This is a genomic window from Acidianus ambivalens (genome assembly GCF_009729015.1).
Classification (GTDB): Archaea; Thermoproteota; Thermoprotei_A; order Sulfolobales; family Sulfolobaceae; genus Acidianus; species Acidianus ambivalens.
This window is the reverse complement of sequence record NZ_CP045482.1, coordinates 1,199,486-1,223,076: the sequence shown is the minus strand read 5'-3', so window position 1 is coordinate 1,223,076 and position 23,591 is coordinate 1,199,486. Positions and strand designations below refer to the sequence as shown.

At 32.9% G+C, this 23,591-nt stretch carries 29 protein-coding genes; 16 read left to right on the top strand and 13 right to left on the bottom strand.

The window, feature by feature from the left end:
• Positions 1-32: 32 nt before the first annotated feature.
• The gene (locus D1866_RS07180) at positions 33-1,892 is read left to right on the top strand and encodes a 4Fe-4S dicluster domain-containing protein (protein ID WP_152941620.1); all 1,860 of its coding nucleotides are present in this window, start codon (positions 33-35) and stop codon (positions 1,890-1,892) included.
• Here the strand turns inward: D1866_RS07180 and D1866_RS07175 are convergent.
• Entirely contained in the window at positions 1,866-2,402 is a 537-nt protein-coding gene (locus tag D1866_RS07175; RefSeq protein ID WP_152941622.1) for a MogA/MoaB family molybdenum cofactor biosynthesis protein, read from the bottom strand. The two genes, D1866_RS07180 and D1866_RS07175, sit on opposite strands and share 27 nt — an antisense overlap.
• Before the next feature lie 20 nt (positions 2,403-2,422).
• Complete coding sequence (locus D1866_RS07170; RefSeq protein ID WP_152941624.1) at positions 2,423-3,205, bottom strand: hypothetical protein; 783 nt, start codon at positions 3,203-3,205, stop codon at positions 2,423-2,425.
• Positions 3,206-3,245: 40 nt separating this feature from the next.
• Here D1866_RS07170 and D1866_RS07165 point away from each other — a divergent pair, with 40 nt between their 5' ends.
• A complete protein-coding gene (locus D1866_RS07165; protein WP_231136265.1) occupies positions 3,246-4,226 on the top strand; it encodes an FAD-dependent oxidoreductase in 981 nt (326 codons plus the stop codon).
• On the opposite strand, the gene D1866_RS07160 is transcribed toward D1866_RS07165, so the two are convergent.
• Entirely contained in the window at positions 4,214-4,648 is a 435-nt protein-coding gene (locus D1866_RS07160) for a hypothetical protein (protein WP_152941628.1), read from the bottom strand. The genes D1866_RS07165 and D1866_RS07160 overlap by 13 nt on opposite strands.
• 104 nt (positions 4,649-4,752) lie before the next feature.
• Between D1866_RS07160 and D1866_RS07155 the strand changes: the two genes are divergently transcribed.
• Entirely contained in the window at positions 4,753-5,385 is a 633-nt protein-coding gene (locus D1866_RS07155; protein WP_152941630.1) for a hypothetical protein, read from the top strand.
• Here D1866_RS07155 and D1866_RS07150 read toward each other — a convergent pair.
• The gene (locus D1866_RS07150; RefSeq protein ID WP_155861114.1) at positions 5,353-6,006 is read right to left on the bottom strand and encodes a diacylglycerol/polyprenol kinase family protein; all 654 of its coding nucleotides are present in this window, start codon (positions 6,004-6,006) and stop codon (positions 5,353-5,355) included. The two genes, D1866_RS07155 and D1866_RS07150, sit on opposite strands and share 33 nt — an antisense overlap.
• 38 nt (positions 6,007-6,044) lie before the next feature.
• On the opposite strand from D1866_RS07150, the gene D1866_RS07145 reads away from it, so the two are divergent.
• Positions 6,045-6,632 (top strand): tudor domain-containing protein, encoded by a 588-nt coding sequence (locus D1866_RS07145; protein ID WP_155861113.1) that lies wholly within the window; start codon positions 6,045-6,047, stop codon positions 6,630-6,632.
• A gap of 56 nt (positions 6,633-6,688) precedes the next feature.
• Positions 6,689-7,876 carry a formate-dependent phosphoribosylglycinamide formyltransferase gene (gene purT, locus D1866_RS07140; RefSeq protein WP_152941634.1) on the top strand — a complete coding sequence of 396 codons (1,188 nt, stop codon included), beginning with the start codon at positions 6,689-6,691 and terminating at the stop codon, positions 7,874-7,876.
• Here purT and D1866_RS07135 read toward each other — a convergent pair.
• Complete coding sequence (locus D1866_RS07135; protein ID WP_152942936.1) at positions 7,865-8,914, bottom strand: acetoin utilization protein AcuC; 1,050 nt, start codon at positions 8,912-8,914, stop codon at positions 7,865-7,867. The genes purT and D1866_RS07135 overlap by 12 nt on opposite strands.
• Before the next feature lie 44 nt (positions 8,915-8,958).
• On the opposite strand from D1866_RS07135, the gene D1866_RS07130 reads away from it, so the two are divergent.
• From D1866_RS07130 to D1866_RS07120, 3 genes are read left to right on the top strand one after another with little or no spacing between them, the layout of a single operon-like run.
• Positions 8,959-10,089, top strand: a complete 1,131-nt coding sequence (locus D1866_RS07130; protein ID WP_155861112.1) for a CBS domain-containing protein — start codon at positions 8,959-8,961, stop codon at positions 10,087-10,089.
• Positions 10,086-10,805, top strand: coding sequence for a carbon-nitrogen hydrolase family protein (locus tag D1866_RS07125; protein WP_152941636.1), 720 nt, complete (start codon positions 10,086-10,088; stop codon positions 10,803-10,805). The genes D1866_RS07130 and D1866_RS07125 overlap by 4 nt, the downstream gene beginning before the upstream one ends.
• A 31-nt stretch (positions 10,806-10,836) precedes the next feature.
• Positions 10,837-11,634 carry a hypothetical protein gene (locus tag D1866_RS07120; RefSeq protein ID WP_152941638.1) on the top strand — a complete coding sequence of 266 codons (798 nt, stop codon included), beginning with the start codon at positions 10,837-10,839 and terminating at the stop codon, positions 11,632-11,634.
• On the opposite strand, the gene D1866_RS07115 is transcribed toward D1866_RS07120, so the two are convergent.
• Positions 11,628-12,593 (bottom strand): VIT1/CCC1 transporter family protein, encoded by a 966-nt coding sequence (locus D1866_RS07115; RefSeq protein ID WP_152941640.1) that lies wholly within the window; start codon positions 12,591-12,593, stop codon positions 11,628-11,630. The genes D1866_RS07120 and D1866_RS07115 overlap by 7 nt on opposite strands.
• 104 nt (positions 12,594-12,697) lie before the next feature.
• Here D1866_RS07115 and D1866_RS07110 point away from each other — a divergent pair, with 104 nt between their 5' ends.
• Together D1866_RS07110 and D1866_RS07105 are read left to right on the top strand one after the other, a co-directional pair.
• Positions 12,698-13,357, top strand: coding sequence for a ParA family protein (locus D1866_RS07110; RefSeq protein WP_152941642.1), 660 nt, complete (start codon positions 12,698-12,700; stop codon positions 13,355-13,357).
• On the top strand, positions 13,354-13,845 hold the full coding sequence (locus tag D1866_RS07105) for a hypothetical protein (RefSeq protein WP_155861111.1): 492 nt from the start codon (positions 13,354-13,356) through the stop codon (positions 13,843-13,845). The genes D1866_RS07110 and D1866_RS07105 overlap by 4 nt, the downstream gene beginning before the upstream one ends.
• A gap of 41 nt (positions 13,846-13,886) precedes the next feature.
• On the opposite strand, the gene D1866_RS07100 is transcribed toward D1866_RS07105, so the two are convergent.
• On the bottom strand, positions 13,887-14,963 hold the full coding sequence (locus D1866_RS07100) for an NAD(P)/FAD-dependent oxidoreductase (RefSeq protein WP_152941644.1): 1,077 nt from the start codon (positions 14,961-14,963) through the stop codon (positions 13,887-13,889).
• A gap of 136 nt (positions 14,964-15,099) precedes the next feature.
• On the opposite strand from D1866_RS07100, the gene D1866_RS07095 reads away from it, so the two are divergent.
• On the top strand, positions 15,100-15,549 hold the full coding sequence (locus D1866_RS07095) for a PadR family transcriptional regulator (protein WP_152941646.1): 450 nt from the start codon (positions 15,100-15,102) through the stop codon (positions 15,547-15,549).
• Here D1866_RS07095 and D1866_RS07090 read toward each other — a convergent pair.
• Entirely contained in the window at positions 15,529-16,074 is a 546-nt protein-coding gene (locus tag D1866_RS07090; protein WP_152941648.1) for a thiamine-phosphate synthase family protein, read from the bottom strand. The two genes, D1866_RS07095 and D1866_RS07090, sit on opposite strands and share 21 nt — an antisense overlap.
• 44 nt (positions 16,075-16,118) lie before the next feature.
• Between D1866_RS07090 and D1866_RS07085 the strand changes: the two genes are divergently transcribed.
• Complete coding sequence (locus D1866_RS07085) at positions 16,119-16,379, top strand: hypothetical protein (protein WP_152941650.1); 261 nt, start codon at positions 16,119-16,121, stop codon at positions 16,377-16,379.
• On the opposite strand, the gene D1866_RS07080 is transcribed toward D1866_RS07085, so the two are convergent.
• From D1866_RS07080 to D1866_RS07070, 3 genes are read right to left on the bottom strand one after another with little or no spacing between them, the layout of a single operon-like run.
• The gene (locus D1866_RS07080; protein WP_152941652.1) at positions 16,363-17,094 is read right to left on the bottom strand and encodes a DUF1614 domain-containing protein; all 732 of its coding nucleotides are present in this window, start codon (positions 17,092-17,094) and stop codon (positions 16,363-16,365) included. The genes D1866_RS07085 and D1866_RS07080 overlap by 17 nt on opposite strands.
• Positions 17,079-17,627 carry an NTP transferase domain-containing protein gene (locus D1866_RS07075; RefSeq protein WP_152941655.1) on the bottom strand — a complete coding sequence of 183 codons (549 nt, stop codon included), beginning with the start codon at positions 17,625-17,627 and terminating at the stop codon, positions 17,079-17,081. Before D1866_RS07075 ends, D1866_RS07080 begins: the two co-directional genes overlap by 16 nt.
• Positions 17,569-18,519: an AIR synthase family protein gene (locus D1866_RS07070; protein WP_155861110.1), complete on the bottom strand. Its 951-nt coding sequence runs from the start codon at positions 18,517-18,519 to the stop codon at positions 17,569-17,571. Before D1866_RS07070 ends, D1866_RS07075 begins: the two co-directional genes overlap by 59 nt.
• A 31-nt stretch (positions 18,520-18,550) precedes the next feature.
• On the opposite strand from D1866_RS07070, the gene D1866_RS07065 reads away from it, so the two are divergent.
• A complete protein-coding gene (locus D1866_RS07065; protein WP_152941657.1) occupies positions 18,551-19,273 on the top strand; it encodes an ABC transporter ATP-binding protein in 723 nt (240 codons plus the stop codon).
• Positions 19,273-20,265: an ABC transporter permease gene (locus tag D1866_RS07060; protein WP_152941659.1), complete on the top strand. Its 993-nt coding sequence runs from the start codon at positions 19,273-19,275 to the stop codon at positions 20,263-20,265. The genes D1866_RS07065 and D1866_RS07060 overlap by 1 nt, the downstream gene beginning before the upstream one ends.
• Here the strand turns inward: D1866_RS07060 and D1866_RS07055 are convergent.
• The gene (locus D1866_RS07055; RefSeq protein ID WP_152941661.1) at positions 20,239-21,009 is read right to left on the bottom strand and encodes an enoyl-CoA hydratase/isomerase family protein; all 771 of its coding nucleotides are present in this window, start codon (positions 21,007-21,009) and stop codon (positions 20,239-20,241) included. The genes D1866_RS07060 and D1866_RS07055 overlap by 27 nt on opposite strands.
• 228 nt (positions 21,010-21,237) lie before the next feature.
• Here D1866_RS07055 and D1866_RS07050 point away from each other — a divergent pair, with 228 nt between their 5' ends.
• Positions 21,238-22,851: a cbb3-type cytochrome c oxidase subunit I gene (locus D1866_RS07050; RefSeq protein WP_152942944.1), complete on the top strand. Its 1,614-nt coding sequence runs from the start codon at positions 21,238-21,240 to the stop codon at positions 22,849-22,851.
• Positions 22,852-22,866: 15 nt separating this feature from the next.
• On the opposite strand, the gene D1866_RS07045 is transcribed toward D1866_RS07050, so the two are convergent.
• Positions 22,867-23,112: an Rdx family protein gene (locus D1866_RS07045; protein WP_152941663.1), complete on the bottom strand. Its 246-nt coding sequence runs from the start codon at positions 23,110-23,112 to the stop codon at positions 22,867-22,869.
• A gap of 88 nt (positions 23,113-23,200) precedes the next feature.
• On the opposite strand from D1866_RS07045, the gene D1866_RS07040 reads away from it, so the two are divergent.
• A complete protein-coding gene (locus D1866_RS07040; RefSeq protein ID WP_048054821.1) occupies positions 23,201-23,554 on the top strand; it encodes a NifB/NifX family molybdenum-iron cluster-binding protein in 354 nt (117 codons plus the stop codon).
• The last annotated feature ends 37 nt before the right edge of the window (positions 23,555-23,591 follow it).

Genomic DNA, 23,591 nt, shown 5'->3' with positions numbered 1-23,591 from the left:
AATTATTAGCAGTGTTTTAGAATTACTTTTTTATGGAATCATTAGAAAGCTTATTTTACTCGTCAATTATATCAAAAAATATTGATAAATATATTAAAATTACTAAAGAAGAGGATATTAAAAATTTACCCAATAATGCTGAAGCTAAATATGAACTACTTCGAGGTAACGTTACATCAAATATTGTAGCAGATTTGTCAGAACTTAAGGGAGTAGAGGATCTAGGAGACTCAATTAAAGTTCTCGCAGGAACTAAATGGAAAGATGTAATCGGCTATTCTCCAGAGCTTTGGAGCATAATGGACTTCTCCGTAGGTGGAACAATTAGCCTTGGAGATGAAGGCTTTGGATATAACGAATTCGGCGAGTTAGCTAATAGAGTCACTGTTGAGGCATATTTAAATGGAGAAAAATATACGGGGAAATATAGAGGAGGAATCATTTATGCTGTATATATAAAAAAAGAAAATAAACCATTAATTTTCAAACAATATACTGGATCAGAAGATATAGTATTATCAAAAGCTAAATCTTTACTTTCAGAAAATATATTACCCTTCAGAGATATTTCACTAATTAAAGATAATGAAGGAACTAGACTAATAGTTTCATATACGCAAGTTAGAGAAATTTTAGTAAAGAGGTATATAGACAGCTTTTCAGCTACGTCACCATTTTACCCTGAACTATCTAGTATAGGCAAGTACATTTATATGGGCAAAACAAACTTACAAAATATTTCTTTTGATTTACTAAAAAATTCTAAATATGCATATTTTACTTTTAGAGGAAACTCAGTTTATTATGTCATCTCGTCAGATGTGAAATTAAATATTCCTTCAACAGGTCAGGAATATGCTTTTGATAAATTTAATGGTTGTATATTATGCGGTAAATGCGTGAACGTGTGCCCACATAGTTATCAGAGAGGTTCAATTGTTTTCTCACCTTTAGGTTTCTTCGTATTGTCGGCAATAGGAAAAGAAGCCCAGGTAAGTAATTGCCATTTATGCGGCATTTGTGAAGAAGTATGCCCAGTTGATTTAAATATTGTAGATTTACTAAAACAAAAATCTGCTTTAAACAGTAAAGTACCTAATGTCCAACTTACTTTTCCATCTAAAAAGAGTATAATCCTAACTGCGATTTCTGACAATTTGCTTGAAGATGCGTTAAAGCTAATAAAATACTTCTCACTAAGAGGAGTAAAGCTAGGCATAATAACACTTCCTGACCCCATAGATAAGATAGTTAAAGGCCAGATTAATCTTGAAAATGCTAGAAAACTTTTGGAAAACGTTGATGAAATTATCACATTAACTCCAGAAGAAACCAGTTATTTAATTGTATTAAAATCTGTAAAAATTCTAGACATAACTTTTGCATACTCTATGTTAGAAAATATTGTTAAACCATTAATGGAAGGTAAAAAAGTGCATTTTCCTTGTTTTTACTCGGAGAAGAAATTCTACGGTTGTTCGTATGAAATGTTGAATTTAGCTAATAATGAAGGTTATGGAGAAAATAAGGTTAATGCAGAAATTACATTATGTCCACTAGCTGCTAAAAAACTTGGAATTAAAAGTTATATTGACTTATTAAATATAAACTTGGATATGTCTGATGCTAATAAACTTCACTCGGAAATTTCTGAAACACTTTCAACTCTAGATAGAGTATTTGAAGATGCAGAATGGTACAAAGAAATAGAGCCAAAACTTTACGAAAAAATATTTTCTGAAGCTATAGATAAAGTATTACTGAGTAAAAATTATTTTGAAATATTTTACTATTATCTAAATATGGATAAGCTAGAGTTTAAAAATGAAAGCATAAAGAGCTTAGTTAAAAATGAAATAGAGAAACTACTTAGATCTAGCGATAAAGACTAAATGCGGGGCTTCTGGCAAGATTAATTTCTCCATAGCTAATTTTACAGCATCTGGGGAGCCAGGTAGTGCATAAATAACCTTATCTTTAATTATTCCTGCAGTGGCTTTACTTAGATAGGCTGCAGATCTAACTTGTGGGTCTTCATAACTTAAGAATCTAAACACTTCGCCAAAACCTTCAACTTCTCTATCAAATAGTCCTCTTAAAGTTTCTACAGTGACGTCAGTTTTGGAATAACCTGTACCACCAGTAGATACTATAACATCAACCTCAGGATTGTCTAATGCCTCTGCAAACGCCTTTAAAATTTTTACTTTATCGTCAGGTACTAATGAATATCCTACTAATCTGTGGCCGGAAGTTATTATTTCCTGTTTAATTATATCTCCAGATTCATCTACTATCGGCTCTTTTTTCTGCATTTTCTCATATCTTGAAGTACTTACGGTTATCACGAAAAAGTTTAGAACTTTTGGAGCCATTTCTCTATGTTGTTTGTGTGCAGACATACATAATTATATACCCACTCCTACATAATTTTTACTACTTGAGCAATGTCTAAATCTAAGTCTTCAAAATTCTCTCTAGAGAGTAGAGTTCCCTTAATATAAAGCCTTAGTCCTTCTTCCAATTCAGTATATCTAGTCCTAAAACTAGTGAGAATGTAGCCTTCTTCTGTGAGATATTCAACGGGCAAGGAAAATGGCTTTAATGCTTTATCAATTTTTACTATTCCCTCAAATTTACTTTTCCTAATTACTTTTCCAAAATCTTCACATTCAACTATTTTAAAAGTATAGGGAATTCCTTTATACTTTCCCTCTAGAACTCTCTTAACTTTCAAATGCAAAAAATCCTGTTTTGAAAGCCCTTCAATTTCATTATCTTTCACTTCTACTAAAGGTGACGTTATTCCCCTTTTTCTCATATCCATTAGTATATAGTAATTTTTACTATTAAAAGAAATTAAATCTAGATCATTTCCTTTTCCTTCATATAGATAACTTCCCGTTATTCCAACATCAAGGAAATTATTTATAAAATCACTAAATTGAGATATAGAAACTTTAAAAGGGTCTAATACTTCCACCTCAGATAAGGGCAATAACGGAACTTCAAAACCTATTTCGTCCACGTATTTTAACAATTGAGGAAACTTTTCCTTAACTAACTGAATTGATTCACTCATTTTCTTTATTTTTTTCTCACCTAATTTACGCGGTACTGCAACTACATAACCTTCTGGGTGGTAGCATCCTTTCACTGCCCATATTACGCCCTTGTATTTGACAAAATATCCTTCTGTTATCATTTAGATGATTTTAAATATTAATAACTTAGCGTTTTCTTTGTTGAAAGTAACAATAATAGGCTCTGGAATAGCAGGAAGTTCACTTTATTATATGTTCAAAAAGGCAGGCCATAACGTAAAGGTTATAGATCCAAGAATTAGAAGAATCTTTCCTAGTTTGATTCACTCTTTACTTTTAGTGGATAAAGACGTTTATCTATCAAAGTTAGCTTTAGACTTTTACAAGGAATTTAATATTGAGACTAAGGAATTTCCCTCTTTTACCATAGGAAAAATTGATGAGAAATTAATTAAGCTATGGGAAGAGTATGGAGTGAAGATTGAAGAGAAAATTATCTTTAACTCAAAAGGAATTTACGCTGTAGGAGGAGATAGACTAGTTTATATTAAGAGAATGATAGATGGGGTGCCAATAATTAAAGAGAAAGCATCAGTCATTAAAAAAGGAAATACTGCAATAGCGAAAATTAATGACAAATATATTGAATCGGATATTATAATCCTTGCAGCGGGCCCTTGGAATAGCCAAATTTTTAGTGTCCCTACGAAGAGTTATTATTGCTGGGCATCTCTCACTTTAACTCAAGATAGTAAATTAGATAGGATGTTTGTTTATGATTACGAATTAAATTTTTATTCAAGGCCATTTTTAGGCTTAGGAATTAGAACTGCAATCATAGGTGATGGAGAGACTATAGAGGCTAAGCCTTGCCAAAGGATAAAAGTTGACCCAGAAGAGGTTATGACTAGGGCTAGAAAAAGACTAGGAAAATTAAGGGTTATTTATACTTCTGGAGAGTTCTGCGAAGGAACTCCTGACATGAGACCTGCTTATGGAAGATTATTAGACAATTTATATTTCATAGGAGGATTTGACGGTTACGGTGCAGAAGTTGGACCAGGTGTCGCAAGATTACTTTTTAATTTTATAACTAAAGGAGAAGAAGATAAGGATTACATTGTAGATAGGTTCAATGGAGTAAAGGACTTTAAGATAGGAAAGGAACCTCATGAATTGTAAATTGATAAGTGCTTTAAGTAAAGTTCTTCATCGTTATTAGCAGTAACTTGCAAATGTAACATTTGTTTTTCTTCACAATTCTTACAATCGTATAACACCCAACCACCTATGAATTCATTCCCAGAATAATATTCTATAGCTCTCCAATATTTCATTTCTATCATTTTTCTTAATATTTTAAGGCTAAATATTGGAAATGCTACGAAATTAGGTAATTTTATATAGTAAGGCTTTAATTTTTTCAAATATGCCGGATTAACTAATACTGAAGTTGGTAAAAAACAGTCATCAAGGCTACTGACTTTTATCATTTCTATATTACCCTTATCATCGACGTAAACAGCTACGCTCCTATAGTCTTCAAATATATCTTTTAAATCATACCAAGATGGAGCAGGAGAACCAACTAAGAAACTTAACATGAAAATGATTTTATTTTCAGAGTTGTTAAAGTTAGTTGAATATGATGACGTGACGGTTTGCTGAATGAATGAAGAGCGTTTCCCCTGACTGAGAGGTAATTCGTATGAAACGCGATAATTATACTAAAGACTTACATAATATTAAATGCAGAATAATATCTAATTACGGAAATTTACCACAGATAGATGAAATATATAAAAGACTGATAGATTTTCATAAGTTAGGATTTGTTAATATCACTCACTCGGCATTAGAGCTTATAGTAGCAGCTTATTTAATCAAAGAAGGATTCAAAGTATCAGTAGAGCATGAAAGTAATGGCAAGATAATTGATGTTTATGCAATAAAGGGAATAGATGTGGGAATAGAGGTTGAAACGGGGTTCGTTCCTCCAAGTTTTGCTGGAAAGCAAGAGGACTTCCTAATGAGCAGAATGGCCTTAAAAATAGCTAGATATAGTAATCTAGCTTCACAATTTTACATTGCAGTACCTTCATACTATATTCCTCCAGTACCTGTAGAGCTATTAAAGGATAAAGAGAAAAGAAGCGAAGATGAAATAAGGAATCTCATGCGGTTAATTAGGAAATATCACAATAGCTTAGATGTTAATTTACTTTCATTAAAGTCAGCTAAAATTGATGGAATAATAATAATAAATACTACAGATCTTAAGTTAAAAATCTTTGATTATGAGGACTTCTTAAAGATTAAGAAGTACTACAGTGATATATAAGAAGATAAATGGGACAAAAGGAACTAAAATATTATCGTCAACCTTACCTATTCTTTCTACTATAGTAGCCAAGATTCCAGAAATTAAGCCTGGAATAGATAGAAAATAATATCCTAAAAGAGAAGAAACTATAAACATCCCTAAAGATCCCCACCAGCCTTTCACCCTCCTTTTATATACATAATTTCTTATTATGCCAGTAACTCCGTCGCCAAAAGACATGTAAAATAAGGGTAATAACGCTACGTAAATATCTCTTGATCCAAGATCCCAGAAATTTCTAATCAAGATCCAGCTTAATAACAAAATTGTCCCAAAAGAGAAAGTAAACCATACTTCTCCTCTATTTTCTTTATCTTGAAACCAATTAAGCGGTTGTCTTTCTCTATGGAAAATCAAATATGCAGTTAATAGATAAGACAGAATTATTGGAAGTAATGGTGATGAAAAAACAAAAGGAGAAACTACCGCGACCAAACCTCCACCTAGAATATGTATGGTTTTTCTAGCAACATAAATAGTAGTTTTTCTAGCAACATATTTTGAGATATACAATGTAACTATCATTACCCATATAGTAAGGACTACTGCCCACGCTATATCTGTTAAAGTAACAAACACAACATTTTAGAATTTCCAAGAACTATTAAGTTTGAGCCGTGAGAGCATTTAAATATAATAAGACAGAAGAAGGCTTGCTAATACCAGATGAAAATAACGGTAAAATTGTAGTATACGTTGATAATTGGCTTGTTAAAGCTTTTGAAGGAAATAAGGAAATAACGGATTTGCAGTTTTACGTAGATAATGAAGAAAGAATCTTGATAAATAGAATAAAGGAAATTAATCCTAACGTAGACCTTTTACCTGCTTTGGCATATCCTAATAAGGAGAGAAAAATAAGGCTTAACCAATTATTGGGAAAAGTATTTGAGGATTACGTATATTCTATTCTCTCTAGAAAGTATAGTGTAGAGAGAAATAAGGAAATATATTCTACAATAAAAGGAGTTTCTCTTCATAATAAGCCCGACTTTATAGTCGAAAACAAAATAGCCATAGAAGCTAAAGTTAGAGAAAGTAACTTAGAACAAGTAACACAATATGCTAAAAAATTCAAGTACGGTGCAATAGTCTTCCCTTATTCTGGAAAATGCAGAGTACCTAAAAATTGGATTTGCCTATTCTATCTGATGAAAGATTATAACAGACTTTACAAATGGATAGATTTGCATTTACTTGATTAAAGAAAAAATAGAAGATGTATAGGCAAATTTTTTATCTTATTTAAGTAATTTCATACATGGAGATCGGAACACCTCTTTTAGAAGGCTCAAAGAAACTAATGCTCTTAGGAAGCGGAGAGTTAGGTAAGGAAATAGCGATAGAAGCACAAAGGATGGGCATAGAAGTGGTTGCTGTTGATAGATACGATATGGCTCCTGCAATGCACGTAGCTCATAGAAAGTATGTAATAGATATGATGGATCCATCGGCTCTAAAGTCTATAGTCAAGAGAGAAAATCCCGACGGAATTATTACAGAGATAGAAGCAATTAATACTGATGCCCTAATTGACCTTGAAAATTCTGGGTATAAGATAATACCAAACGCGCAAGCAGTAAAAATTTGTATGAATAGAATAGAATTACGAAGGCTTGCTGCAGAGAAATTGAAAGTTCCAACGACGACCTATGCCTTTGCAGAAAGTGCAGAAGAAGTTAGAAAAGCTTGTAGAGACATAGGATTTCCTTGTCTTATAAAACCAGAAATGAGTTCCAGTGGCCATGGGCACGTTTTAATAAATAAGGAAGATGAAATAGAAGACGCGTATAAAGAATCAATATCCCACGCTAGAGGCAAGAGTAAAAGAGTTATAGTTGAGGAGTACGTGAAGATAGACACTGAGCTTACAATTTTAACTTATAGATATAATACTGGAAAAGGAATAGTTACTAAAACTTTTCCTCCAGTAGAGCATCAAAGACCTAGTTATTATTATGTCGAATCTTGGCAACCAGCTACAGTTCAAGATGAAGTTGTAGAAAAAGCTAAATCTTATGCAATAAAAGTCGTAGAAGAATTAGGTGGAGTAGGAATTTTTGGTGTAGAAATAATAAAATCAGGTAATAGAGTGCTCTTTAGTGAAGTTTCTCCTAGACCTCATGATACTGGAATGGTTACTATGGCTAGCCAAGATATAAGCGAATTTCAAGTTCATGTGAGAAGTGCATTAGGCTTACCAACTCCTGAAGTTAGGTTATTAACTCCTGCAGCGTCTCATGTAATTTTAGCTGAGAGAGAAGAGTGGAATCCCAAATATCTTAATTTAGAAAAAGCTTTAGAGATTCCGGGTGTTCAAGTTAGATTATTTGGCAAGCCTTACAGCTATGAAAAAAGAAGAATGGGAGTAGTGTTAGCTAACGGAAGCACTGTCGAAGAAGCCAAAGAAAAAGCAAGAAAGGCAGCGGCATTGATACTAGTCGAGTAAGCCATGAATTTCCTTAAGTTTTTTTATTACTTCATTAACCTTTTCTTTTACAAAATTAGTAGACGACGTAAAGCAACAATCGTGAAGTAAATCGACTTCGCTCATATCAAGTCCCGCAAGTTGAGCTGTAGTTATAGTCCATATTCTAGCTGTAGCTTCATAATTATATCCTCCACCGCCTAATAATATTATTTTAGATGAGAATCTCTTGGCTATGCTTAAGATTTCATTTATAACCTCAGAGTAGCCTTTAGTAGACAATTTTAATTCTACTAAAGGATCATCAAAATGAGAATCACCTCCTTCAACTATAATTATTAACTCTGGCTTAAACTTTTCCAATTTTCTAACTATAACTTCCTTAAAAGCTGAAATATACGCATCGTCTGCTGTGCCGGGCGGTAAGGGAACGTTGATAGTAAATCCTTTACCTTTACCTTCTCCTATTTCATCATAATTTCCAGTTCCGGGAAAGAAGTTTCTATGGAACATATGCAAAGAAGCTTTCAAAACTCTATTATCATCAAAAAGCAATTGTTGTGTTCCATCCCCATGATGACCGTCAATATCTACTATTGCTATTTTGTATTTCTTCTCAGCAAGCTTAGCTATTAGAGCTACATCGTTAAATACACAAAATCCTGAAGCAGAGGATTTCTTTGCATGATGAAATCCTCCACCCAAATTTATTGCTACGTCGTATCCTTTCTCTATCATTTCTAATGCTTTTACGCTACCTCCTACCCTTAGAATTGCTGCCTCATATATTCCTTTAAAGGCTGGCGTATCTCCGTCGTCTAAATATCCTTTTCCTTCTAGACTCTTCTTTTTTACAAATTCTATATATTCCTTATCATGAATCTTTTCTAGTAAGCTCTCTGTTACAGGCTCGGCATTTTCTAAATCTATTTCATGGAAAAATCCTCTTTCTTCCATTAGCTTCTTTGCCATAGACTCTCTAAGAGATTTAAATGGGTGATCTCCAGGAAACGAATAATCCAAATAATTTTCATTCCATATAAATACGGTCTTCCTCAAATTCTCCATAGAAGTTTTATTTTCTCATTATAAAAAGATTATACGTGGTAGATTTGGAAGAGTTATACGTCGAGCCTCAAGTGGTAGCAAATCCTAACGATAGGTTAAGAGATATTTTACCAAAGATGAAGGAGAAAAACCAATGGGTTGTTCCAGTAGTTTTGCATAAGAAAGTTATTGGATTACTTACATATAAAGATCTTTTAAAGAGAAGAGTAAGCTTAGATGCTAAGGTACTTACATTATCTTCACCGTCTATAACGATCGATGAGAAAGACGACTTTCCAAAAGTCATAGCAAAGTTTTATACCACAAAAGCCAGGGCGATACCAGTAGTTAATAAAAATAAGGAACTTATAGGTATGATTACTAGAGAATCTGTCATTAAATATCTCTTAGACACTAATCAAATTGAAAGTAATAAAAAAGCAAGAGAATATATGTCTTCTCCTGCATTAACAATAGAAGCAGAAGAATCTGTAGCGAGAGCAAGGTGGCTAATGATTAGAGATAATATAAGTAGATTACCAGTAACTAGAGAGAAGAAACTAGAGGGAATAGTAAGCTCTAGAGATATAGTTAATGCATTATATTCTATTAATGAAAAGAAAAGATCGTCAATATTAACAGAAGAAGAAAGGATAATGGCAATGCCGGTAAAAGAGATAATGACTTCGCCAGTAATTTCAGTTAAAGGCTCTGATTCGTTAAAATCCGTTGCAGAACTACTCTTAAAGAAGAACATATCTGGAGCACCGGTACTTGAGGGAGATTTCATTGAAGGAGTAATAAGTACAATAGATATAATAAAGTCATTAGAGTCAAAATACAATTTAACTATGCCAATTGAGGCAAAACTTACTTCAGGACTAAAGAAGGAAGAAATTAAGGCGGAAATTGACGGAGTTATTGAAAGATATTTAAGCAAACTAGAAAAAATGACTGATATTATAAACTTTAAGGTGTCATTTAAGGAGGCTGCAAAAAGTCAAGATAAGACTCTATATAAAACTACTGTAACAGTTAGTACTAAAGAAGGTAACTTCATAGCAAGTGAAACAGACTGGGATCCTATAGTAGCAGTAAAGAAAGCTGTAGAAAAGGTTGAAAATAACTTAATCAAAAAATTAAAAAAGATCGATAAAAGCAAAAAAGTAACTAAGGAAGAAGAATGAAAATTGCAGTAGTACAGCCTTCTAGCGTTGGTTCAGCCTTAGTACTTACAGAGAAGGCGTTACTATCTGGAGCGCAATTAGTACTTTTACCTGAAAAATGGGTTAGAACTGTCGAAGAATTACCTTTAAAGGAATTTCAGAGACTTGCGATAAAATACACTGCATATATCATACCAGGGGCTGTTGAAGATGGAGTATCAATTATAGCGCCAATTATAGATTCTAACGGCAATATTAAAGGATTGGCTAAAAAACTTCATCTTTTTAATAAAGAGAAAGAAAAATTAATGCCGGGAACTTATTCTACAATTTTTTCCATAAGCGGAATAAAGGTAGGCATAGCAATTTGTTATGACTTGGATTTTCCAGAAGTAATAAGAAAGATGGTACTAAAAGGTGCAGAGATTATTCTAGTGCCTTCTAAGATAAGTTACAATGGAATAGAAATTTGGAGAGAATACTTAAGAGTAAGAAGTCTAGAGAATAGAGTTGCGATAGTTAATGCGAATGTTTATAGCCCCCCAGATTATCCGGGCAAAAGTGTAATTTTTGTTCCATATAAGAGAAATGATAGCATAGTGGACTTACTTACATTGGCAGAGCTGGGGGAAGAAGAAAATTTTGCAATAGCAGACATTAATCCGTTATCGTATTTTCATATAAGGTTGGAAAGAATAAAGGAGATCAAAGACTTTGACGTAATGGAACTCCAGTAAGTTTATTAGCTAAGATTTTAGTAAAATTTGAATGAACCCCTCATCACTATATAAGTTGTTAGATTCTCCTATAAAAAAAGATGCAGAAGATGCGATTAATTATTGTAAGAATAATCAGCTTGTACCATTGCTTTCCTTTTACCTCGAGGACGAATTGCTAAATAATCTGGTCAAGAGTCTAGATAAAGATTTTTATAATTTATACATTGAATATAAATATAATAAAACTTTCTTCATAAAGAAGATAAAGGAAAAATTTAACGCGGAAAAGGACTATGAAGACTTTCCATACTATTTAGTACCAATAGGAGAAAATAATAAGGTGATGATAGTAAACAACGATAATGTCCCTCCTAAAGCAGTACCAATTGAAGGAAAGTTTAGATTAACTTTCTTAATTCATTCTTCTTTTGACGAACTAAATCACGATATATTATCTCAATCAGACGACGATATAGTTTTAGAATTTAAAAATGGCGAACTAGTGAACATTGAAAAGAAGAGGAACATATTCATGGATTCTAGATCTGTAGAGAAGATTGAAGAATCTAGAGTATTCAAGAGCAATTTAATAGTACCCGGGTATTTGCTACTTGTTTCAGTAGTTTCAAACAACCTCTTTCCCTATCATAATATACTTACAATAAATGTGGGTGAAAATGGAAAAGTAAGTATAAGTATAGATAGCGGAAAAGCAACCCAGGAAGATGTGATTAATGGAAAAACTCTCACTGCTGAAGAAAAAGCTAAAATATACTTTGAATATAAACAGAAACAGATAATAAAGGAAGAGATATTAAAAAGTATCATTTGGAAATTAAGTCAATAACCTATAAAATGAAAAGCTATACCTATAAGATGAGTAACAAGTGCCGCTACTATTGCAAGTCCAGCCATTACTGCACCTTTCTTAAATGGATTAACGTCACTTAATATCCCTATAATTCCGCCTACGATGAATGTGACGACGCCAGTAAATGCATAAGAAGTAATAAGGCCTAAAAGACCGCCTAAGCCTAAAAGGAAAGGAAGAATGGGGACTAAAGCTCCAAGGATATAAGAAATTGCAGTTATTTTAACGCTTTCTGAGTTTTTGTTAATCTCGTTATCACCTTCATTAGAAGAGTAAGCTTGACCTAATAATGCCCTTAGCTTTTCTTTCTTTAGCTTACTTTTTCTAATATCGTTCTCGGAACTTGAGGATAAATATGCTCCTATACTCATTGAAATTGTACCTGAAACTCCAATAATTATACCTCCTAACGCTACAAGGAATGGAGATGCTAGAATACTAGCAAGTCCAGAAACTCCTGCTAAGACTTCTATTAAGCCATCACTCACAGCATAAATAGCATCCCTTATCTTGTCAGCGTTAATTTGAGTTTGAACTAACAAATCCTCGTGTACAAGTTCCTGCATCATTATTGACGATAATTTCTGCCTTTCTGTATCGTTAAATTCTGCAGCTTTAGATAGTTGGTAATATTTTTCTGCATCGCTTATTTCCCCTCTTTCGACTAATTTTAATGTCAAAGGAAGACCGAAGACTCTTCTAAAAAGTTTAAGTATTTTTATCTTTAGTCTATCAAAGAATCCTAGTTCTTCTAATTCTACTCCTCTAGACTCTGCAACTTCCTTCCAAAATGACGCATGAGACTTCTCTCCATTAGCTAACTCCTCTAAAACTTCTTTAACCTTGACATTTTTCTCGATCTTGGCTAACTCCTCGTAAACAGTTGCACCAAAGATCTCTTCTTTATAGTTCTTTCTTACTATATCACTTATCATGATATTAGATTAGAACAACTACTATTTAAAAGTTATTCTACACTAGAGTCTGGAGAATACCGCCTAACAATGCTTATAAAAAATCTTCATTGAATACTCTAGACATGATAATAACAGTTATTAATCAGAAAGGTGGTGTCGGAAAAACTACTACTGCAGTTAATTTATCTTACGTCCTATCTAAATCAAAAAATGTAGCTTTACTAGATATGGATCCAGAAGGAGGAAGTACTACATCATTTGGAATGAAGAGAGAGAAAAAAGAACTTGAGATAGGTAGTAAGAGCGTTAATATATTTAATGTAGAAGTATTTCCTGCACATCTAGGTCTACTTAAAGCTGAGCTAAATGGAGATGTAGAGGATGTTGTAAATAAAATTAAGGAAACCGCAAAAAACTTTGATATCTTAGTTATAGATACTCCCCCTAATTTAGGCACATTAGCAGTAGCCTCAATGATAGCAGCTGATAAAATATTATCCCCAGTAACTCCTCAACCCTTAGCTTTAGAGGCTGCGAAAAATCTAGACGGAAGATTACAGAGCCTCAACAAGAAAGCTTTAGCTTTTACCAACTTGTCAAACAAAGCTATAAGTCTCGAATTACCTTCAGTACAGTTCTTAAATATACACATTCCACAGTCTAGATTATTTATTGAAGCGTCTAGATTAGGAGTTCCAGCGACTAGATACGAAGAGGTTAGATTGAAGAAACCAAAGTTATCACACTTCTTTGAAGAGTTAGCAAAGGTGACTCTAGAGTGAGCGAACTAGACTTCTTACTGAATAGGAAAAAGAGTATAGAAAAGAAAGAAGAGAAAAGTGCTGCAGAAAACGTAGAGAAGAGCGAAGAAAGAATAGAGAAGACTCAAGAAGAGAAGAAGGAAGAGAATTCTACTGTAGAGTCTAAGAAGGAAGAGAAGACTCTAAAAGACGAAGGGAAGAAAGACGAAAAGAGAGAGAAGACTATAGAGGATACTCTAGAATCTACTAAGAATAGCATAGAAGAAGAGAAGAAAGAAGATTCTGAAGAAGACAGTATAGAAAGTATAATGAAGAAATTTCTGGAAAAAGATCCAAAAATAGGTATATGGAGCTATCCCGCATACTTGGTTTTGCAATATCTCTATAATACCAAACCCGGATTTAAAATGAGTAGAGTAGCTAAGGAGGCTCTAGAGTATGGATTGAAGCATATGTATCCTGACCTTTTTAGCAAAGCTGAAAAAATTTCACAATTGAAACAAAGGTAATATCTTCCTAACATTTCCTAGGCAAGAATTTTTGAAAAAAGCTAGAGTAACTTACCTTCTACTGTGAGCCAATATATATGCGCAAATGTTTTCTTAGCTGTGAAAAATATTGATGAAGGACCTAGTGCATAACTCTTCTCATAATTCATATAAATAAATGCACCTTTTCCGTAACCGGCATAAACTGCACATGCAGCAGAGCCATCAAATTTTCCTTTCCCTTGCCCATATAAATCATTCTGAATTTCCTTAACTACATAATTTGCTTCAAAATGCGCTATTGCCCCAGTTTTTGGTGGCGTAGTTATATTAGTAATATCTCCTATAGCAAATACATTATCGTAGTCCTTAAATCTTAATGTTTCCTTATTCACTGGTATTAAGCCAGAATTATCTACAAGATTTGAGAACTCCTCACCAGCTCTAATAGGAGTATCTATAAATGCTAGATCGTAATTTATTTTCTCTCCATTTTCTGATTCTATAATTTTATTCTGTCTATCTATTTCCTTAATTTTAAAACCTCTTATGACCTGAACTCCTAATTCTTTAGCAATCTTGCCCAGTATCTCAGCCATTGGTTTTTGTATTTGAGGAGGTTGAGCTACTGGATTTACTAGCGTTATGTCTGCTTTAGGGAATCTCTGCTTTAAAATAAAGGACAATTCAAAAGGAGCTGCAGGGCATTTTATTAAACCGAAGTATCCTACGACAATCTTTTTGCCTTCAAAATTGTCTGCCATAGTTTTCATCAACTTAGCTCCTTCAATAGTATGCCAGTCTGGGAATCCTTCCAGTTTTTTATTTCTCGCTCCAGCAGCTATTACGACGTAGTCATAGTCAATCTTATCTCCATTTTTTAAGAATACAGTATGATTCTCAACATCTACTTTTGTTGCATAATCCTTTATCCATTTAGCGTGTAAAATATCTGAAGTGTTTTTTATCATTTCTTCTTCCTTACCTATTCCGCCTACTATATCTACAGTACCAGGTTGATAATAATGATATTCTGATGGTTCTATAACTGTTACTTCTAGATCAGCGTTTTTAGCTAATTTATTAGCTACAATAGATCCAGCGTTTCCGCCACCAACTATAACAACTTTCTTTTTCATAGTCTATGAATGTTAATTTGGATTATTTAAGGGTAACCCTAATTTATAAATAATGTTAATAAAGTTAATTATAAAAATACATGATTCTATGAAGTGAGAATTAAAATTATAAAATTGTGAGAAGACATTTTTACATATGAAAATGAACTTAGAAAGGCTAAGGAAAGGCACATTGAAGCTACTGATCCTAGAGGCACTTAACGATAAACCTATGCATGCATACGAGATAATTAAATCTATAGAGAAAAAATTTCATGGGATATATAAACCCAGCCCTGGTTCTCTTTATCCAGTTCTAAAGCAATTAATTGAGAGTGGAATGATAACTGTAGAGGAAAAAGATGATAAAAAAATTTACATTATAACTGACAAGGGTAAAGAAGCCTTCAACAAAATGAAAACGGAAATGAAGAATGTTTTTACTAAGAATAACCAGTATAGAAAGTTGGTAAATCAATTATTTGAGATAGGATTAATAATTTATAATTTCAGAGATAAATTAAGTGAAGAAGATTATGAGAAAATAAATAATATTATAAATGGATGTAAAAATGAGATAGAAGATTTATTGAATAAATTGAAGTAAATTTATCGCTTCTTTTACAACTTCTATTGGTTCCTTACCTAAAATGAAAATAGTGGGTTCTTTACCGTAATCACCTAGATCTACTATATATCTAGGTATTCTACCCAGTCTAGAGTATGCAAGGTCAACCATGAAATTCATAGTGTGTCTCTCTTTTTCTCTACTTTCTTCCGGTTCTTCCTTTCTATTAAATATAAACACGTCGCTCAGATTTTTCACGATTTCTTCATAGAATTTCAAATTTATTGCACTTCTCATGTTCTCATCATGTGACATTGCAGTTAATATTACTCTTGCTACATGATCTGAAGCACCAAAAGCTGGTGGCATACAATAGATTGCCCTATTAAATGCTACACTAATTCTCCCTGGAATAGCCGCTACGTCATTAACATTTTTTGCACCTTTAATTGCATAGCCTATGTTTGTTCTTATTTCTGGAATAAGCAAATGAGTACCAGGAGTGTTGACGAATAAATCTACGGCTTCTTTCAATTTTAATAACACTTCATCTCTTTCCTCCATAGTAGTGAGTTAACAATATATAATATTTAAGCGTATAGAATAATGTGAAAAAGATTTATGTTTTCTATACTCCAAAGAGAATAGTGAATTCTGAAGACTATGAAGTAGAGATTCTAGAGAAGGTTAGCAAAAAATTCAAACTAGGAAGATTATTAAGATATGATAGCGTAAGTTACGATGAAGGAGGCATTACTTATCTTAAGGGCATTTTTGAAAGGGGAAAAGCTATTGTAAAATTTAAGGAAGGCGGAGAAGCAATAGCTTTAGTTAAGAAATATAAAAGAACATTTAGAATATGGATATAACTAATTCACCTAAAAGTACTGAAAATAGTCCAGATAGAAATATCCCGTCAAAACTTCCCATTCCTCCTATGCTCACTATCTGTGGAGCCGCGTCAATTATTTTTCTTAGATTAAGTAAATCTGCTCCTATTAATGTACCCAAAACACTTGAGATGTAAGCTGAAACCGGTATAAGCTCTGGCATTTTAAAGAATAGTAAATAACTAAATAATACGGAGAATAGGGGGGGAATAAAAGGGTGCATCACTACTCCTACACCCTCAATCACTTTTGAGAAATATTTTGATATTATAATTAAAAGGATTATATTTATAAATATAGGAAGCAAATATTTATAAAGTAAAAAGAGTAACGATATAGATAATATTAATGGAATAAGTGCTCCTCCGAAATTTATAGCAACTTGCGTAGTGAAGTATTCTATATCGAGCCTGGGTACATAAAACGGTATTCCAAAAACATAAACTACATCATATCTAGGAGCAATTGCCCTCTTTTTTACTTCCTTTATCACAAAATTTACTGGACTTAAAAGAAGACTTAGAAAAGATATTTCAAAGGCAAAGAGATAACTCAGATTCCTACTAACACCAACAAACAAGAGTAGATCCTTGAAATAACCTATTGATACAAGCACTAAAATTAATCCCATGAAAAGATAAACGGGAAATAGAATTCCTCTAAAAGGATAAAATATTACTATTCTTTTCCCCAAATAAATCCCTCACTACATTTTTCATTTATTTTCAATAAATCTTTATTCGTATTAACGTTAACAATTTCATAATCCGTATTTACTGAAGAGAAAGAGGATGTGTCCAAAGAATTCCATAAGCTAATGCCAATAAAATCACCCTTAGAAAGTAAGGTGCAAATAGAAGTTTCACATTCGTTAATAAGTTTTTCAACAGCCCCTTTAGGAATAAAAGGAGTATCGGATGGAAATACTAGGCAAGGAAGTCCAACTTTTTTTACAGCTTCTATGACATCGAATTCGTACCCTTTACCTTCGGTAAAAATTATATTATTCGTCGAAATAATTTCCTTTAATTTAGGTAATGCAGGATGATCCTTTACTGTAGCTATAAAGATTCTATCAGAAAATTGCTTTGAAAATTCGTATACCCATAATATCATAGGTTTACCACATACTTCAATGACCGGCTTCATCGGAGATAATCTGCTTCCCTTACCTCCTGCCATTATAACTACTTTCAAATCTGACAAGCTCTTCTTCAAAGTCCTCATTAAAATCTCCAACTCCCTCTAAATGAAGACTTGGCTCGCCTTTTATTAGTCTTCCTATTACATTACTCTCTTCCGCTTTGTTTACTACTTCTTCTGGATTTCTAGTAATAACTAAAAACGCTCCAGAGGAAATTAACCTTAAATAATCTATCGACAATGCTTTAGTTATTTCTAATGTTTCTTTCCTTACAGGTATAAGGTTTGGGTTTATCACTGCCTTTAAGTTAGATAATTTTGCTATTTCTAATACTGCTTGTAATACTCCTCCTTCTGTTGCGTCATGCATTCCTATAGCATATTCTGCTATATTCAAAGCTTTTTCTTGAACTATTATATCGTACTTAAAGCGCTTTGCAGACTCTATAGTCTCCTTTTTAACCCCTAATTTTAGCAAATAGTCTTCAAATTGATTAGCTAAAATCCAAGTACCCTCAATCCCAGCACTACCTACCATTACAATATAATCGCCATCTTTAGCATTTCTAGCTGTTAAAATTTTGTCAGTAGTTGAAAAGGCTGTTGTAACTACTATATCTGAAGGTAAGTTCATTACGACCTCCGTATGCCCGCCTACTACGTTACATCCTAAAATCTTACACGCCTCGTTTATTCCAGAAAGTATTCTGTCTAGACTCTTTCTTGAAGAAAGTAAAAGTGTAGTTAAAGCCCACTTACAAGGTGCGCCTTTCATGTTAACATCGTTACATGCTACGGCTATTGAGAGAAATCCTGGGTCTACTGAGGACTCGGTTATAGGATCAGAGTGAATAACTATGTAAGGTTTATCAATTTTAAGTATCGCGTCATCTTCTCCAACGGAAGGACATATCTCGCAATTGCCGCTGGGTATCTTATGCAAAAATTCTTTTAAAGGTACTTTGCCGAAAGACACATTAACTACTTTTTACCAACATAAATAAATTATGATAACAATAAGCGTTGAAGACTTATGGAAAAGCTACAAAGACAAAGAAGTACTCAAAGGTATATCATTTACAGTTAATGACGGAGAGATATTTTCATTGTTGGGACCAAACGGTGCTGGGAAAACCACAACAATTAAGATTCTTTCATGTGTATCTAAGCCAGATAGAGGTAAAATAGAAATCTTAGGCATGAAAGTTCCCGAGGATTGCGAGAAAATACGCAGAATTATAGGTATAGTACCGCAGGATTTTCAAGGATTTTCTGATTTAACCGTAAAGGATAACATTGAATATTTTGCAAATATTTACGGAGGAGATAAATCACAAGTAAATGAAGTTATAGAAGAATTAGATCTTGAAGATTATAAAAATACAAGATTTAAGAAATTATCTGGTGGACTAAAAAGGAGAGTAGCTATAGCTTGTGCATTAGTAGGAAACCCAAGAATAATCTATCTAGACGAACCTACAGTAGGTTTAGATCCAAAGGCTAGAAGGAACGTTTGGGATATAATGAAGAAATTGAAAGATAAAAAATTAACAATTTTACTTACTACGCATTACTTAGATGAAGCACAAAAATTATCTGATAGAATAGCGATAATTTACTCCGGCAAAATACTTAGATTATCAACTCCAGATGACTTAATGAAAGAATTTGAAAAACCTACTCTTGAAGAAGCTTATTTGGCACTTCTAGAGAGTATTGGTGAGGAATAATGAGAAACGTAATTCCTACTGCTAAGGCAATAGTCAAGGACAACTTAAGCAATAAGGCTACTATATTCTTTATTCTTGTATTTCCATTATTTCTTACTTTAGTTTTTGCATTCGGTTTTGCAGGAATGAATCATGTAACACAGATCGTTGCAACAAATAATGAACAGCTAGCAAAATACCTAAATTCCACTCAGCTTTTTGTAAGTGTTATATGTAATAATGAGAGAGAAGCTATTCTTCACAATTATATCTACGTAAACGTTCAAAATAATTCGTTATTTAATGTAACTTATCCGAAAGATAGTAAATATTTAATACCTTCTTTAGAAGCAATACTAACGGAATATTCAACACACGATTCAGCTAAGGTCATTACTACACAACTTCCAGGATTTACTTATGTAGATTATATATTATCTGGAATGATAGGCGTTATTGCACTATCTAACGGTGTTTTTGGAGTTACGGGCGTAGGAGCAGGATATTATAGGGATAAATTGGTTGAAAGGCTAGCAGCTTCGCCTCTAAAAAGTTATGAATGGGTAATTTCACTAATGCTTTATGAAATAATAATTACTTTCATTTCTATAGTTCCAGTATTATTATTAGGAGTAGCACTAGGTTTTATACCGATTATAGGAATATTATTTGTAGTATTCTTAATATTAGGTACGTTAATGTTCTCTGGTTTAGGTGCAATAATATTTGGTTTAACGCCAAAGGATAAACTCTTCATAGCAAACATTGCTGCTAATGTAGTTGCTTTACCTTTAATCTTCTTAAGTAATGCCTTCTTTTACGTAAGCTCTTTCCCAAGTTTTATAGAGATTCTAATAAATTATCAACCGGTGTCTGTACTTAATGATATAATAAGGCAAGTTACTGTTTATCAACAATTACCCCAACCATGGGAAATAATTTACATAATAATCTTTATGGCCTTAAGCGTATTTCTAGGCGGCAAACTACTGAAGCTCAGGGAGGTTGACTAACCAGCTGGGCTTAGTTTTAGCTAAGAATGCATTAATGCCTTCTCTACTCTCGTCTCCTCCTACTTGAATTGTCAATGACTTAAATGCTTCAGATAAATCTCTATCCAAATATTTCATGATATGCCTTTTCATCAACATAAGCGAAGATGGTGCCATAAATGACATTTTGTATATTAAATTTGCAGTTTCTTTATCTATTTCATCCGTTGCCTTAGTTATAAGACCTATTTTTTCAGCTTCTTCTGCAGTTATTTCCTCTCCAAGCATGGCCAGTCTTCTAACATTATTTAAACCTATAATGTAAGGACCTAAGGTTAGTAAAACCGGAGGAAAAACTCCTATTTTTCCACCGGGAGCAGCAAATTTAGCAGATTTTGAAGCTATTACAAAATCCATAACTAATAATAACTCTAAGGAAGCTCCATAGGCAATACCTTCAACTTGTGCTATCGTAATTTTATCTATATTTATTAGCTTTAAATAAAGATCTTTCATGTAGTTGAAAAAGGATGAAGCAAATTCTCTATCTACTGAAGCTTGGTTTAATTCCCTTATATCTGCTCCTGAGCCAAAGTTCCCGTTCTCTCCTTTAAATACTACAAACCTATATTTCTTTTCCTTCTCTATTTCACTTAAAGTATCTAAAAGTTCTGTCATAAATTTTACATTAAAAACATTATATTTTGTTCCAGTATTAAATGTCAATAAAATGAAATTATCCTTATACTCTTTATTGACAAACATCAATCTTATTTCCCTTATCCCTTATTTATCTCTTTTCTTTACCATTTATTTAGAATTAAAATTAATTTATATTATAAAGTTAAATATGTTATAATTCATTAGTTATTAAATCTATATGACTTGTGCTAAGGTAAAATTTCTCTCAAATTATATAAAAATAAGTTTTTATAACTTTATCTAATCGTTATGAAGATAAAGTTAAATATGTTAATATTAGAGGCAATACCTATGAGTTCTAAGTCAAATCCCCTTGTAACACTAGTTAATGCTGTATTCCAATTGGATAAGGACTGGGTAAGCAGAGTGTCAATGGCTATGATTGTAATGAGCCTAGTCTGGGGAATTCTAGGTATTATTGATGCATTAATGGCAAGAATACAAGAAATGGTATGGGGATTATCGCAAACACTAGTTTTCACTTCTCAAGAATATTACGGAGGAATAACTCTACATGGAGTAAGAGATCTATTTGGATTTGCAGTACAGCTAGAAGTCGCAGTATTCATATTCTTATCTTACAAATTATTGAATTTCCAACCAAGAGCAAAGTGGTTCCTTAACATTGGATTCATACTATTCAACATAGCGTTCATGCTAATGGAAGGACCAATTGTAGCATTTCCAACATTTAATGATAATTACTTCGGAGCTACTGGATGGTACTACTTAAATCCTCTAGGGATACCTAATTATTCAGAATATGTAATATCACCTCTATGGTTCCTAGGATATGAGCTTATGGATATAGGAGTTTATATATACGTTATATGGCTAATTTACCATTACTACCTTGTAAGCAGGAATATGAAGGAAAAATTACCAATATTTGCAGTATTTGCCTTAATGACTTCACTAATGATAGCTATAGGTTGGAGTGGTGAAACTGCAGCAAATACTTGGGATATATTGGCATACTTCGGACTAGTGGGCTTAGATCCAATTGCAAATCAAATAGCGTTCTGGATATTAGGACACTCCATTGTATACATAGTTTGGATGCCGGCAGTAGCCTCAATGTATTACTTAATACCTCTCTTAGCAGGAAAGCCATTATATAGCGATAAAATGGGAAGAGTAGCAGCACTCCTTTACCTTATCTTCTCAAATAACGTGCCAATTCACCACTTGTACTTGGTAGACTTACCAGTTAGTGTAAAGATAATGCAGGAAGTATTAACATATGCAGTAGTTGTACCATCAATGATGACGTTCTTCAACTTATGGGCTACAGTCAAAGGAGCACAGTTTAAGCCCAACTTGATATCTGTCTGGATATCAATTAGCTTCGCAGGAGCAATTGCTGCAGGAGTAACTGGAATTGCTAACGCAAACATATCGTTCGATTCAATAATCCACAATAGTATGTGGGTGCCAGGACACTTCCATGCGATGATATTCTGGTCAATTGTTCCTGCAGGATTTGCAACACTATACTACATGATACCAATGCTAACTGGAAGAATGTGGTACTCAACAAAGCTAGGCTGGATCCATATGATAGGTTACATGATAGGAACAGCAATGGTAGTAGTAGGCTTTGATGCGTTAGGATTGGCTGGATTAATTAGGAGAGCTGAAATCTATCCAATAATTCCTGCTTATGTTACTCCAGAAGTTGTAGCTAGCATAGGAGCAATGATAGCAGACTTTGCAACATTAATATGGCTAGGAAATCTAGTAATTACATTATTAAAAGGAAGATCGGCAAACGTTGAAGGATTATCAGTAAGCGATACCGTAACAACTATAGCAATGCAATTAGGATATGAAGGACCTTCATTAAACGAAATATCAAACAAATTAACTACTGCGATAAGCAAAATAGTAAAAATAAAGGCTTAAATTATTTTTTATTTATTACTGATTACCATTATTTATTCTTTTTCCTACTTCCTTTAGGATTTCCATATTTTCTGGGAATCTTTTTTCTTTATATCTTGAAAAAATAAGTTCATCATTCAAATAAACGTCAAATATCCCATTTTTACCTTGTTCTATTTCCACTTTAATATTTTCAAAATATTGTAGTAAATCTCTAGCTAATTCTAATGCCCTATCTAAATATCCACAAGGCCTACAATAGACTATTTTTACTATTACCATAAACAGCATTTTGTTTGTAATTTTTAAAACACTCTTTATGAAAGTTAATTAGCAAATGTTATATAAGCTTTTGAAACAATAAATGTCTATGAAAATAGCCGTAACGTATGATAAGGAGCAAAATCTAAAGCCTTTAGATGAGGCCGAGATAATAGGAGTAATAGATGAAGAAAAGAAAGTAGTAGAACAATATGAGAATCCTGCATATAACGTAAGTAAAGAGGCAACTATGGGAATAATACTAGACCTTGGCGTTGATGCGATAATTGTAAAGAATAAATTCTTATGCCCTGGGTCATATATGATGTCTTACGGTAGATTAAAATACATTCCAACTGAATATAATACGTTACAAGAGGTTCTAAATAATTTAGAAGAAGTTAAAAAGAAAATAGCTGAGGAATTGCCAGAAGAAATGTATGCAGAAGCGTACGAACCATAATCTGTATTAAATTATAATACTTGAATAAAAGGTTTTA